Below are 13,165 nucleotides of genomic sequence, written 5' to 3'. Positions count from 1 at the left end.
TAACTCAGCACCCAGCACTTTCAATTCAGCACTCTTCATATTCAGCAGGTTGTGATACGCTATCTGCGATGAGAGTATAAAGGTACTGAAAATGACTAAGCTCAGGGTGGGATTGCTGTTTGGCGGACGTTCTGGAGAACATGAAGTCTCGATTAGTTCGGCAAGGGCGATCGCAAAAGCGTTAAGTGCAGACCAAAATGCTAGTAAGTACGAAATTTTGCCTTTTTATATTCAAAAAGATGGTCGCTGGTTAGCAGGAGAAGCACCACAAAAAGTGCTAGTTTCCGGTCAACCCTTACTAGAATCGCCAGACTCGGCAAGCCCCGAACATAATCAACTAACAAACGCCCAAAGCCAAACCCTCGGCCGTTGGCAATCTCCTTCCCAAGTTGCAGAAGTGGATGTTTGGTTTCCCATTCTCCACGGCCCCAACGGAGAAGACGGCACAATTCAAGGGTTATTGACGTTAATGCAAGTTCCTTTTGTGGGTTCTGGGGTGTTAGGTTCAGCGTTAGGGATGGACAAAATCGCTATGAAAATGGCATTTGACCAAGCTGGATTACCTCAAGTTAAATATAAGGCGTTAACCAGAGCGCAAGTTTGGTCAAATCCTTGTGTATTTCCCAAGCTGTGCGATGAAATAGAAGCGACATTGGGCTATCCCTGTTTTGTCAAACCTGCTAACTTAGGTTCATCAGTAGGTATTGCTAAAGTGCGATCGCGTTCTGAATTAGAAACTGCCCTTGACCAAGCCGCCAGTTACGATCGCAGAATTATTGTTGAGGCGGGAGTTGTCGCCAGAGAAGTAGAATGTGCCGTATTAGGTAACGACCAACCACAAGCTTCTGTTGTCGGTGAAATTACCTTTGACAGCGATTTTTATGATTACGAAACTAAATATACCGAAGGTCGAGCCGATTTATTAATTCCTGCACCGCTTCCCGAGAATATCAGCCGTCAAATTCAAGATATGGCTTTACAAGCTTTTGCGGCAGTGGATGCAGCCGGATTAGCTAGAGTTGATTTTTTCTACGTGGAAGCCACAGGCGAAATATTAATTAATGAAATTAATACATTACCCGGTTTTACAGCTACGAGTATGTATCCCCAACTTTGGGCTGATAGCGGCGTACCCTTTACAAAATTAGTCGATAGATTGATACAACTAGCTTTAGAAAGACATTCTCCGGTTGGGCAAAAGCAAGAAATATAACACTTACCTATGACATCGGCTAAATACCCAGTCTCTAGCCTCTAACCCCTAACCTCTAACTGTGTCCCTAGGCAGAAATAACTATAGTGATTTTGGATCATGAATTCTTTATCTGCCTGACTCACAAATTGGCTAAAAGTACTGATTTGAGCGAAAAAGTGAGAATTTTATCGCTTCAGGTTTACAAAAAAGCTACTTTATACCAAAATCTGGCTACGGATACTGGATAAGTAACTCCTCAAGTACAATCATGGGACGAGAAGGGTACTAACTGGAAAGCGATCGTGGAAAAAAGTCAAAGTGTAAACCATGAGCCAACCCAACTGATAGAACCCAAACCAGAACCGACGAAAAGTCAATTGGGTTCCAAAGGTCGCTCAAATATTGTGATTTATCTACTAACACAGCAACCTTGGCTGTTGTTAGTGGGATTATTTACTGCAATGCTTGGTACAGCGACTGTGGCATATTACAGCCTTAGTCATGTTGGTGGCGTAGAACAGGCACAATCAGAACCACTGCCTGTGATAGTAGAAGAACCAGTAATAACTGAACGTAGCAATCCTACACCGTTCTGGATGGTGATGGCGATCGCACTCAGTTGTGGTAGTGGCTGTTATGTAATATTTCGGCTGTTTAACCGTCCTCAACAGCGTTACAAAGTTCTCAAACGCGTCACTCAACAATCTTTAAAACCCATCTCTCAACCAAGATGGGAGGTACAAACATCTAAGCCTTTGCCAGCGATGGCATCACTACAACCACTCAACCAAACTAAAACTAAATCTCTCGTGGCGGTTTTGCCACCAGCACAACAATATCGTTTAGATAAAGGAAAAGAATCGCTAGCAGAGTTAATGGATATTCGCAAAGAACATTCTTTATCAACACTTTTACAAAAATACTAATGTAATTATCACATCATAACCATTAACTCTCAGGGTACAGGATTCTGTACCCTGATTAATTTGTAATCACACATAGCTGTATTAGCCAAGTTATTACAATATTTATACCTCCTAGAAAACCTGCCAAAATGGCAACATAGCTTAGAGAAACCAAGCTAAATTTATCAAAGATAAACGACTTCAAGGGTTTTGTTATCAGGGTCTACCAAGCAGCTACATTACCTTGTTAACTACCTAAAATGTATTTTCAACTATTGAATATATACATTAAGGATAAAATTTCAGAGTCATCATCTGAGACAGATTTATTAATTTATCAGGCTTGACATTTGCTGCAATAGGAAAATGTAAATTGTATAGACGTTACCGTTTTCTTACACTTAGCCCCCCTAAATAAAGGGTAGTGTCTGTACATATTCCTGTACGCTACAGCAGCGAATGTTGAGTGGGAGAATTAGGCGTTTGGTATGCCTACTCCCACTCTCTTTTTATTTTTGAAATGCCTAGATCCCTAACTGATAAAAAAATCACGATTTTAATAGGGATTAATACACTTTAAATGCTGACAACCCAAGTTTTGAGTCATCATTGCAGATAATTGTTCCGAAGATTGTCCATCAAGATTTAATTCTTGCTTTTCCTAAATGGATGAGCTTATCGAAGCTAGCAGACGATATATAACAGGTGATAGATAAAAGTTCATCATTTTCTGATTTACTCTTCCCTACCTAAAAATTTGTTTCCTGCAAAAACTCTACAATAGCCGCATTGATGACTTGCGCCGAACCAGTAGAAGCATCATGATAACAGTCAGACAAAATTTGAAACTTAGAATGAGCAATACATTGATGCAGTTTTTCTCCATGACTAGCAGGGAACCAACTATCTTTATCGCCCCATAAAATTAATGTGGGACATTCAATATCAGTTAGCTTGCTTTGAATCCTACTCAGCATATTTGGTTGATTTGCTTGTAGATTTTCAATTTCCTTGGCCGCTAGTTGTAAATCTTCAGCAACTTTTACTAAAGTTCCCGGCATTTCTACAAAAGGATAAGTTATCCAATAAACATCTTCTGACGATAAAATTGATGGGTCAAACAAGACTCTGCGTCTTTCAATTGCCATAATTTCTCTAACTATGGGTGCAACTAAATATGGCAATCGTAAAGAGTCTATTGCTTGTAATAACTCTATTGGTGTATGCGCCAATACTGACATAGCCCAATGGGGCAGACGTTCCGCAAAAATAGGTACATTAACTACTATTAATCGCGCAATTAAATCTGGCCTTTCTTCTGCCAAAGCTAAGGCAACTAATCCCCCTAAAGACTCGGCGACAACGACAGCAGGTTCATCACATAATTCTTGAATAATCCGTTCTAATTCTATTACTTGATGACCATCATGTTCCCGTCGATAACAGGGTTTTTCAGAAAAGCCAAACCCTTTAGCATCAAAACAAATAACCCGAAAATATTTAGATAGAGGGTCAACACTATAACGCCAGTTATAGCTCCAACTACCCATCCCGTGTAACAAAATTAAAGGCTTACCTGTACCTTTTTCTCCATAAGCAATTTGTACAGGATATCCTTGAGCATCAGTAATAATTAAACTTTGCCGCCCTTGAGGAAAAGTCGCTTGCCACCAATCTTTCATGCTTTTAATATTTCAATCTCTAAGCCCCAGTCAATATTCGCCACAATGCGCTAATTAATATTACTGGTATTGTAATTAAAACTATGCCTATTAATAATAGACTAAATAAAACGAATACGACAAACCACGTATCTGCTTTTTGAGTACTGCGGGGGCTTTTTAAGTGTTCTTCTAACAGCTTAATGTTATATTCATTAGCTTTCCACGCAAAATCAAACAAGTCTCCAGCTACAGGTAAACTCCCAACTAAGCTATCAATAATTATATTTAAAATCATTCTGCCTAAAGTAGCTTTAGGGGTGTTTAATCTTGCAGCTTCTAAAATAATATAGGCGGAAAATATTAATCCTAAAACATCACCACCAACAGGTAAAAGCCCTATGATGGGATCTAAACCCACACTAAATTCTGTACCAGGAATAGTGATGGCTTTGTCCAGCACTCTACTCAGTTGGCGCAGTCGCCTTAAGGTCAGTGCTTTAGCATCAGGCTCAATATGAGAAAACTGTGGGTAAGAATCAGGCATGAAAGCGATCGCTTCTTTTTGGTTGAACCGTTCAATATTTTACTGCTGTGGAGCAATTTGACAAGAGTTTGTCTTAATATTTAGTTTAATCAAAATTTCGTTCTGTTTCCGGCTGGGGAGCTTTTATCTGAGAATTGCGCATATCTTCACCAACAATCACGTTCATCTGGTCGCCGATAAGTAAAACCGCAGCACTCATCCATAGCCACAGCATTAAAACTATAAAAGTCCCGACAGTACCATAAACTTTATTGTAATTACCAAAGTTGGCGACATACAGCCGAAACAGCGCCGAAAGTATTGCCCAGAAAATAGCCGCTAAAATTGCCCCTGGCATAATTGGTGTGCCTGAATTCCATACACTAGGGCCGTAGCGATAAATAAAACTAAAAGTAGCAGCAACAATACCTAAAGTTACAGGCCAGCGTAACAATAACCAAAGATGTAATAAAAAAATTAAAGAATTGTGTTGGTATACAACTATTCGTAATACTAAATCGCTGACAAAAACAAAAAAAGAAGCCAACATTAAAAGTAAAATCGTGCCGATTGTTAAGCCTAAAGATATCAGTCTGGCTTTCCAAAAAGGGCGTATTTTCTCTGGCGGAATTTTATGAATTTGATCGAAAGCAGTCATGGCTGTACTGACTGCACCAGAAGCAGTCCAAATAGCGATCGCAAAACTCACAGAAAACAAACTACTGTTTTTAGAATGGGCAATTTCTCTGGTAGTAAAATCTCGAATCAAAATCATCGCTTCATCTGGTATAACTTGGCTTAATAACGCTGCTAGCTGTCTAAACGTATCTTGTAAAGACTCTGCCAATAAGCCAATAGCTGTTAATACCGCCAGAATTGCCGGAAATAAAGACAACATTGCATTAAAGGCAATCTCAGCAGCCAGTCCCAAAAGTCGGCGTTCAATTGTCCGCGCTAAAGTTTTTTTGAGTGTGCGCCAATTGAGATGACGAAAGAAGCGGACAAAACGAGGCTGAACCATGATTTCTCGTGATTTCTACTGAGTATCATCCCATAATCTGCCAGATATACACAGCGATCGCATCTATCTTTTTAGTTTTTTAATGGCAGCATTCACCAGAAATACAGAAATATTGTCACAATAATTAAAAGATTTAGATAATTTCATATTTTTATTAATTAAGTAAGTTCACAAAATCTTGTTCTATTCTTCATAAATAAAATTAAAAATTTCTCTTCTTTCATTTAGCTCTAAATCTTATCCATGCTGCTGTTTACAGCTTTAAATTTATTTTGCAATATTTAAATTTTTTAAATCTGCAGACAATTACTACTTATGAATAACCATGATTTTTGTTATTCATAAAGTAGTGATTTATATATGGTTATTAACTGTTGTTTTACCTGATAAGTCATTTATTAGTGTGAAGTGATCTCGGTTATTACTATTAAGTGATCGCGGTCACATTGTTTTTATTTTTGTTAAACAAAAACCTAAATTATGCCTAATTCAACATTTAATCTCTTTGATTTAAACGGTACTAACGGCTTTACTATCAACGGTACGCAAACGATTGGTTACACGGGTGTTTCTGTTAGTAATGCTGGAGATATTAATAACGATGGCATTGATGATCTAATTATCGGAGCTAATTTTGCTGATGGTACTGATGGCACAACTGATGCCGGACAGAGTTATGTAATATTTGGTAGCAAGAATATCGGTGTTAACGGCACTTTTAACCTCGCTAGCCTCAACGGTACTAATGGTTTCGTTATTAATGGCAAATCTCCGTTTGACTACTCAGGTAATGCAGTCAGCAAGGCGAGAGATATCAACGGCGATGGTATTGCTGACCTAATTATTGGGGCTAACTATGCTAGTCCTGGCGGTAAAAAACGTGCGGGGCAAAGCTATGTAGTTTTTGGTGGCACAAATGTAGGGAGTAATGGTACTTTTAACCTCGCTAACCTAAACGGCACTAATGGTTTTGTCATTAATGGCATCAATCAAGGTGATGATTCAGGTATTTCTGTGAGAGATGCGGGAGATATCAATAACGATGGCTATAATGACCTAGTTATTGGTGCTGATTATGCCACTGCTAATGGTAGACAATTTGCGGGACAAAGCTATGTGGTATTTGGCGGCAAAAATGTAGGTAGTAGTGGCACAATTAACTTGGCTCAATTGAATGGTAAGAATGGCTTTACCATCAACGGATTGAATGCTGCTGATTTTTTAGGTGTTTCTGCTAGTCATGCAGGCGACATCAACGGTGATGGGATAGATGACTTAATTGTGTCAGCATTCCTGGCTGATCCCAATGGCAACTCTAGTGCGGGGCAAAGCTATGTAGTATTTGGCAATGCCAATATAGGTAGTAGCGGTAGTGTTGCTCTTTCCACCCTCAATGGTAGCAACGGCTTTGTGATCAATGGCATTGCTACAGGTGACTTCTCTGGTAGATCAGTTAGTAGTGCAGGAGACTTTAACGGTGATGGTTATGACGACCTGATTATTGGCGCAGATGGAGCTGATCCTGATGGAAATTCTGCGGCTGGGCAAAGTTATGTAGTGTTTGGCGGCACAAACGTAGGGGCTGGCGGTCGCCTCAACCTTTCTGAACTCAATGGGACTAATGGCTTTGTCATCAACGGTGTTGCTGCTGATGATGGTTCAGGTTTATCAGTTACCAGTGCTGGAGATATTAACGGTGATGGCTATCAGGACTTGGTTATCGGCGCGCTTAGAGCTTCTCCTGGTGGCAAATCGTATGCTGGGCAAAGCTATGTGGTCTTTGGTGGCACAAATGTAGCGAGTAAAGGTTATCTAAACCTCTCAGAATTGAATGGTAGTAATGGTTTCGCCATCAATGGCATTGCTGCGGGTGATTTTTCTGGTGTTTCTGTTAGCAAAGCTGGAGACATCAACCACGATGGAATTGATGACGTAATTATTGGGGCTTATTTAGCTTCTCCCAATGGTATTACTAATGCTGGACAAAGCTACGTTATTTACGGAAATGTTGCTCCTATTCTTGACCTCAATGGTACTAATGCCGGAATTAATCACACCGCTACTTTTAATAGTTCAGCGATAAAAGTTGTCGATACTGCCAAACTGAGTCTGAGTGATAAAAATACTGCCACTCTCCAGCAAGCCACTATTAAAATTACCAATCTCTACGATGGTCTAGCCGAAAGCCTGACTGCTAACACAACTGGTACAGGAATTACTGCTAGCTACGATGCTAGCAAAGGTATTTTAACTTTAAGCGGTCAAGATACAGTAGCAAATTACCAGCAAGTTTTAAAGACAATTACTTATAACAATAGTGCGGCTTCTCCTAACCTAAGCAGCCGGAATATTGAGTTTGTTGTCGATGACGGACAAGCCCATACCAATACTAGTCAAGTTGCTATTACTACTGTGAGTTTTGTTCATAAGTATGTATACACAGGCACTTCTAAAGATGATATTTTGACTGGTAACGCTAGTCGAAATATCCTGTTTGGCAGAGGTGGAAACGATACTCTTAACGGCGAGGGTGGCAATGACGTTCTCGTTGGTGGTGCTGGTAATGATACTCTCAACGGTGGTGCTGGATATGACAGCTTGATTGGCGGTAGTGGTAGCGATCGCTTTGTATTTAACAGCGATAAACCTTTTAACCGTGCCGACTTGGGTGTAGATACTATCGTTGATTTTCGTCGTCATCAAGGCGACAAAATTGTGCTAGACAAAACTACCTTTACTGCTCTCACAACTGCACCTGGTAATCAGCTTAATGCTATTGATTTTGTTAGTATTGGTCGCGGTACTAATCAACAACCGTTACTTCAAGGAACTAGCCAAGCCGCAATTATTTACGATTCTATTAACGGTCGGTTATTCTACAACGCTAATGGCATTTTGCCGGGATTTGGTGATGGCGGTCTATTTGCAGAACTTACTGGTTCTCCTACTCTGACTGCATCAAGTTTTGTAGTGCAAGCTTAAAGAAGGCAGGAGGTTAAATTTCTGACTCTAGAGCAGATAAATCTTGAGTAACTCTGTTAATAGTTCTATGGGATGGGTATCTTATGCCTATCCCTTGTCTATAATTTCATCTACCAAGTCTTCATCAATAAAACAGGTAAGCATCTATGGCTCAAGATTTGACACAACAGTGGTTAGAAGAAATTCAAGCACTTAAACGACAATTGGCACAAAAGCAGCTTGACCTAAATTCTGCGTGGGAAAGTGCGGAAAAATGGCGCAAACTTTACAATACAGAAGCCGAACAACGCCGCACAGACGCACATCTTTTCCAACAGACGATCGCATCTCTGAAAACAGAAATTCACAAACTGCAAGGTATCGATACATCAATACTTGCTGATGGTAAAGCTACAGCTGCGATTCAAGCAGAAGTTAAACAAATTCAAGCTGTGGAGGAATTGCAGGCGAAACTCATTACTGTTACCAAAGAACGCGATCGCCTCTTGCAAGCTTTTAAAACTGAACAAGAAAATCACGCCCAAACGCGTAAAAGCCTAACCACTGCTTTAGGCGATGCGATCGACAGCTTGGCACGGGAAAGGGCGGAGAAGTCTGAAGTCTGAAAAAAGTCTGAATTATGAAGTCTGAAGTCTGAAAGTTAAAACCTGTCGCTTCAAAATTTGATTCTTTACGTGCCACAAAATTCATCCCATGAATCAGCACATTTCATACTTCATACTTCACACTTCACACTTCTTAAAATCCCATCGCCTCAGCTACGGCTTTTAGGTCTGCGGGAATGCCTTGTTTAAATTGGCTGTGATTGTGCTTAATTGCTGTGTCTGGGTCTTTGAGTCCATTACCTGTCAGGACACAAACCACTGTTGCGCCTGTTGGTACTTGGTCTTTGACTTTTAACAAGCCTGCTACAGAAGCCGCACTGGCTGGTTCACAGAAAACTCCTTCTGAGGATGCCAACAGCCGATAAGCCTCTAAAATTTCTTCATCGGTGACAGCATGGAAACTGCCTTGGCTGGCAGATTGAGCGGCGATCGCTTTGTCCCAACTTGCTGGGTTGCCGATGCGAATCGCTGTGGCGATAGTATCAGGATGGGCTACTGGTTGACCGTGAACTAAAGGTGCTGCCCCTGCGGCTTGAAATCCCATCATTTGCGGTAGGCGATCGCATTTTCCGGCTTGATGATATTGACAAAATCCCATCCAATATGCTGAGATATTGCCTGCATTTCCTACAGGGATACATAGCCAATCTGGGGCATTACCTAAGGCATCAACTACCTCAAAAGCTCCTGTTTTTTGCCCTTCTAAGCGGTAGGGATTGACCGAGTTCACCAAAGTTACCGGATAGCTTTCTGCCATCTCGCGCACAATTTCTAGGGCTTGGTCGAAATTCCCTTTAATGGCTAGCACTTCCGCCCCATACACCAAAGCTTGGGCTAATTTACCAAGAGCGACATAACCATCAGGAATCAATACAAAAGCCTTCATCCCGCCGCGTCGCGCGTAAGCGGCAGCGGCCGCTGAGGTGTTTCCTGTACTAGCACAAATTACTGCCTTTGCCCCAGCTTCCTTGGCTTTGGAAATCGCCATAGTCATTCCCCGGTCTTTGAAGCTACCGGTGGGGTTAAGACCGTCATATTTGACAAACACGCTTACTTGTCTGCCAATGCGCTGGGCGATCGCAGGCGCCGGAATCAAGGGTGTATTACCCTCTAAGAGAGTCACAACGGGCGTTTTTTCGCTGACAGGTAAGTACTCACGATAGGCTTCTATCAGTCCGGGCCAAGATTGGCGATCAGATTTAGCAACAGACAAGCTCACAGTCACAGGATTTAACAGGTTTTCGCTAAAGATTTGCAAATTCGGAAGCTTCAGAAAGCAAATTTTTGCCCTCTGCTGCCATATTGTAGATTTTGGATACTAAAAGAAAATAACCTCTTTTAGTCTAAGTGTTTTATTGATGATTGTATATTTATGCAGAATGTTAGTTTACCATACTCAGCACGCAGCACTTTGAGTAGGGAACAAAACTAGGTTGATTGTTGTCACTTATCACAAAACCAGAAAAGTATTAGAGGATTTGATGAAAACTATACAATCATTTAACAATCCTTAAACCAACATTACTATAATATTTAATATTGGTGTGAGTTGAGTTGTGTATCTATTTAATAAGCGATGTCTACTTTATCTACAGTTTCCGAAAGAAAATCCCAAGCTACCTTGGTTAGTGACTTAAATAAATCTTTTTATCAAGCAGATCAGCAAGCAAAGTTTAAAAATCTCCAAGCAGAGATTGACTCTCTGTTAGAGCAATTACAAAATTTAAAAGAGCAAAAACTAGCTGAACCTGAATCAGAAGCAGAAATTTAATCTGATTGAGGCGAGCGCCAGAATTTATAGCAATCCCATTTAACTAGCTAAACTGCCAATCAAAGCAGCACCCAGAACTCCCACAAGGATTGCTATAGAGCCTCTGATTTTAGGCAACTTACTCAAAGCGTTGATTTTTATCTGACCAACGCTGGAGATTGTAACTTTGCTCACTTTCTACGAGCAAAGTCAAAGATTTTTCATGGGCTAATTTAGCGATCGCCACTAATGCATGTGGGCTATTATTTTGAAAATCTGTATAAATAACTTTACCGCTATCAGACACAATTAACGTCCGGGGGCGCTGCTGTTGTTGATTCTGTGACTTGTCAGATAGGGTATCTTTTAGGGTAGCGATCGCTTCAGCTGAGATAGTTAATACAGTCTCAGGCTTGTTGTTGTTGGTTAAGTCGATGGTTTGCACAGGCCAGTCAGCTAACTTTTCTTGTAATTGAGAAAAATCAGGTACTTCATCTGGTGTGACATCTCCCGACTGTTGCAAATAACGCCAGAGAATTGGTAACAAAGTCTTCACGCCTTGAGGATTGTGCCGCGCCAGTTCTGCTACAGTAATCGGGGAAGGTTCCACCCATTCTAAAGCTTCCTTGGTTAAAGCTAATGGGCGTGAGCCAGAATTATTATTTTGACTTTCTGGTATTGCTTCACCAGCTGCCAACAACTGCAAATCACCATTTTGAAACTGTACACCTTTGATAGTCGCAGTCGTTCTTTTTTGTTCTCCGTTGGGTAGGCGGGCAATTATTCCAATAGTAGAGTCAACATTAATCCCCAAACTAGCCCACAAAAATTTGCTTGGGTCTTTTTTTTGTGAGTGTACATCCTCAAACGGATAATTCAACCAACGTTTACCATCTTGAAATGCCCTGACTGTGATGCGATACCAAACTTGATTTTCCGTGAGTTTCAGGTCAGATGACGCATCTGCCAATAGCCATTGCTGGGGTTTAACTTGAGAGATGACTTGTGCTACACCTACAATTTTGCTGGGATGATTAGCTGGGATGTAAGATTTTGCAATCTCAGCATTCAGCCGTTTGATTAAACTTTGAATCTCATCCAGAGTTTCTTCTGTCATTTTTGGTTGTTTTTTCAGCCAAGCGTTCGCACTGTCTTCTCCCTGTTGTACAGCTAATATCAATGCCCCCCAGGCTAGCACCTCTGGTTGTTCGGGGTTAACTTGTAATGTGGCGACTGTACGATTCCACAGCTTGCCTTTATCGGCTTTTAGTAGAGTAGAAATTTCTTGGATATTTTGCGATGATGCTTTAAATACTTTTAAAGCCTTGCTCCAACGACCATCAATCAAGTCTGCCATAACTTGTTCGCTGGGACTCGCCCAAGTTTTATCGGCTTGTGCTTTGGTGATTTGAGAGTATAAACCAATCAAATCGAGTTGAGCTTGGGCTGTGGGTGGGAAAGCGACTTTGCGTTGTTTTTGGATTGATTGTAAAGATTCTAAAGCTGTTGTCCATAAACCACTACGGGCAACTTTTAACGCATTTTGGTACGTCTTATCTTGAATGGCTGGTGTTTTGAGACTAATTTTTTCTAACTGAATTGGGTTGAGATATAAATTTGTAGGTTTGACTTGGTAAATTTGTAACTGCGGTTCTAAACCCACTGTTTGGTTAATGACTAATTCCTGACCACTACCACCTGTAACTTCTTGCCATTTAGGCAATTGAGCGTTTGCAGTCTTCCAAGTTAAGAGTTGTTGGAGGTTACTGCGATCTGGATTGTAGTAGAAAATTTGACCGTAGGAAATTGTAGTTTTGCCCAGTTTATATTGACCCCGCAAATTAAACCAAGCACCCTTGGCTGGTGTCTCACCTTCAAAGCGTTGCACTTGGGTAAGAGGCAAAAAAGTCGTGGTTTCGTCGTTTTCTGCAGTTTTATCAATCAACGATTTTTCGATCCCAGCGATGGATAGTTGCGTAGCCAAACGATAGTATTTTTCTGATTTTGATTGAAACTCTGTGTCTGTTGCTAATTGATACACCCGGAGTGCAACTAGTTCTTGACAGTCTGACTGACAATTAGCCCGTTGCTGAAAAATCGGTAATAAAAATGAGTTTTCGCCCTGATTTAAAGGTAAATTCGTCCCGGATGTTTGTTGTTGTTGCTGTAAGCTAGTTTCGATTTCTGCCAAGGTGTGGGGATGTTCACTATAACCAAAAGGTATTTGCGCCCATTCTGGTAAAAACCTGTTCATCCAGCTAATTTTTTCTGGATTAAAGATAAATAAGGTACTAATCCAAGTAAAAACCAAAATTAACCCAGCACTGGTAGTTAATACAGCGATCGCTACTGTTGATGATAGCAAAGCTCCCTTTTGTGCCTCTGATGGGTTAGCTTCGACTTCTGGGGAAGCTTGAGTACGTCTAAAGAATTTTGGCGATAGCTTGCGCGAGCGATGTGCCATATTGCTTCTGAATTAATTTACTAAATTCGGGATTATTTTTTCTTTTATACTCGCGC

10 protein-coding genes are annotated in these 13,165 nt (G+C 40.8%); 5 read left to right on the top strand and 5 right to left on the bottom strand.

Annotated elements, in window-relative coordinates; genetic code table 11:
- Positions 1-91: 91 nt before the first annotated feature.
- Together H6G69_RS04575 and H6G69_RS04570 are read left to right on the top strand one after the other, a co-directional pair.
- On the top strand, positions 92-1,213 hold the full coding sequence (locus tag H6G69_RS04575) for a D-alanine--D-alanine ligase family protein (RefSeq protein ID WP_190682282.1): 1,122 nt from the start codon (positions 92-94) through the stop codon (positions 1,211-1,213).
- A gap of 284 nt (positions 1,214-1,497) precedes the next feature.
- Entirely contained in the window at positions 1,498-2,121 is a 624-nt protein-coding gene (locus H6G69_RS04570; RefSeq protein ID WP_190682279.1) for a hypothetical protein, read from the top strand.
- A gap of 728 nt (positions 2,122-2,849) precedes the next feature.
- Here H6G69_RS04570 and H6G69_RS04565 read toward each other — a convergent pair.
- The 3 genes from H6G69_RS04565 to H6G69_RS04555 all read right to left on the bottom strand — a co-directional run bounded on the left by H6G69_RS04565 (position 2,850) and on the right by H6G69_RS04555 (position 5,308).
- The gene (locus tag H6G69_RS04565; protein WP_190682276.1) at positions 2,850-3,782 is read right to left on the bottom strand and encodes an alpha/beta fold hydrolase; all 933 of its coding nucleotides are present in this window, start codon (positions 3,780-3,782) and stop codon (positions 2,850-2,852) included.
- Between the two features lie 19 nt (positions 3,783-3,801).
- The gene (locus tag H6G69_RS04560) at positions 3,802-4,308 is read right to left on the bottom strand and encodes a DUF4112 domain-containing protein (RefSeq protein ID WP_190682273.1); all 507 of its coding nucleotides are present in this window, start codon (positions 4,306-4,308) and stop codon (positions 3,802-3,804) included.
- An 85-nt stretch (positions 4,309-4,393) separates the two neighbouring features.
- Entirely contained in the window at positions 4,394-5,308 is a 915-nt protein-coding gene (locus H6G69_RS04555; protein WP_190682270.1) for a YihY/virulence factor BrkB family protein, read from the bottom strand.
- 480 nt (positions 5,309-5,788) lie between these two features.
- Here H6G69_RS04555 and H6G69_RS04550 point away from each other — a divergent pair, with 480 nt between their 5' ends.
- Together H6G69_RS04550 and H6G69_RS04545 are read left to right on the top strand one after the other, a co-directional pair.
- On the top strand, positions 5,789-8,290 hold the full coding sequence (locus H6G69_RS04550; protein ID WP_190682267.1) for an FG-GAP repeat protein: 2,502 nt from the start codon (positions 5,789-5,791) through the stop codon (positions 8,288-8,290).
- Between the two features lie 146 nt (positions 8,291-8,436).
- Positions 8,437-8,895: a hypothetical protein gene (locus tag H6G69_RS04545; RefSeq protein WP_190682264.1), complete on the top strand. Its 459-nt coding sequence runs from the start codon at positions 8,437-8,439 to the stop codon at positions 8,893-8,895.
- A gap of 133 nt (positions 8,896-9,028) precedes the next feature.
- Here the strand turns inward: H6G69_RS04545 and thrC are convergent, their stop codons facing one another.
- Positions 9,029-10,120, bottom strand: coding sequence for a threonine synthase (gene thrC, locus H6G69_RS04540; protein ID WP_190682943.1), 1,092 nt, complete (start codon positions 10,118-10,120; stop codon positions 9,029-9,031).
- A 351-nt stretch (positions 10,121-10,471) separates the two neighbouring features.
- On the opposite strand from thrC, the gene H6G69_RS04535 reads away from it, so the two are divergent.
- The gene (locus H6G69_RS04535; protein WP_190682261.1) at positions 10,472-10,666 is read left to right on the top strand and encodes a hypothetical protein; all 195 of its coding nucleotides are present in this window, start codon (positions 10,472-10,474) and stop codon (positions 10,664-10,666) included.
- Positions 10,667-10,784: 118 nt separating this feature from the next.
- Here the strand turns inward: H6G69_RS04535 and H6G69_RS04530 are convergent, their stop codons facing one another.
- Positions 10,785-13,109, bottom strand: coding sequence for a hypothetical protein (locus H6G69_RS04530; RefSeq protein ID WP_190682258.1), 2,325 nt, complete (start codon positions 13,107-13,109; stop codon positions 10,785-10,787).
- Positions 13,110-13,165 lie beyond the last annotated feature (56 nt).

The organism is Nostoc sp. FACHB-110, assembly GCF_014697425.1.
GTDB lineage: Bacteria > Cyanobacteriota > Cyanobacteriia > Cyanobacteriales > Nostocaceae > Nostoc_B.
This window is presented reverse-complemented; position numbering and strand designations above follow the sequence as displayed.

Excerpts from the sequence above, each read along its gene's own strand:
- H6G69_RS04575 (WP_190682282.1), top strand. The coding sequence starts at position 92 with ATGACTAAGCTCAGGGTGGGATTGCTGTTTGGCGGACGTTCTGGAGAA.
- H6G69_RS04565 (WP_190682276.1), bottom strand. The coding sequence starts at position 3,782 with ATGAAAGATTGGTGGCAAGCGACTTTTCCTCAAGGGCGGCAAAGTTTA.
- H6G69_RS04560 (WP_190682273.1), bottom strand. The coding sequence starts at position 4,308 with ATGCCTGATTCTTACCCACAGTTTTCTCATATTGAGCCTGATGCTAAA.
- H6G69_RS04555 (WP_190682270.1), bottom strand. The coding sequence starts at position 5,308 with ATGGTTCAGCCTCGTTTTGTCCGCTTCTTTCGTCATCTCAATTGGCGC.
- H6G69_RS04550 (WP_190682267.1), top strand. The coding sequence starts at position 5,789 with ATGCCTAATTCAACATTTAATCTCTTTGATTTAAACGGTACTAACGGC.
- H6G69_RS04545 (WP_190682264.1), top strand. The coding sequence starts at position 8,437 with ATGGCTCAAGATTTGACACAACAGTGGTTAGAAGAAATTCAAGCACTT.
- H6G69_RS04535 (WP_190682261.1), top strand. The coding sequence starts at position 10,472 with ATGTCTACTTTATCTACAGTTTCCGAAAGAAAATCCCAAGCTACCTTG.
- H6G69_RS04530 (WP_190682258.1), bottom strand. The coding sequence starts at position 13,109 with ATGGCACATCGCTCGCGCAAGCTATCGCCAAAATTCTTTAGACGTACT.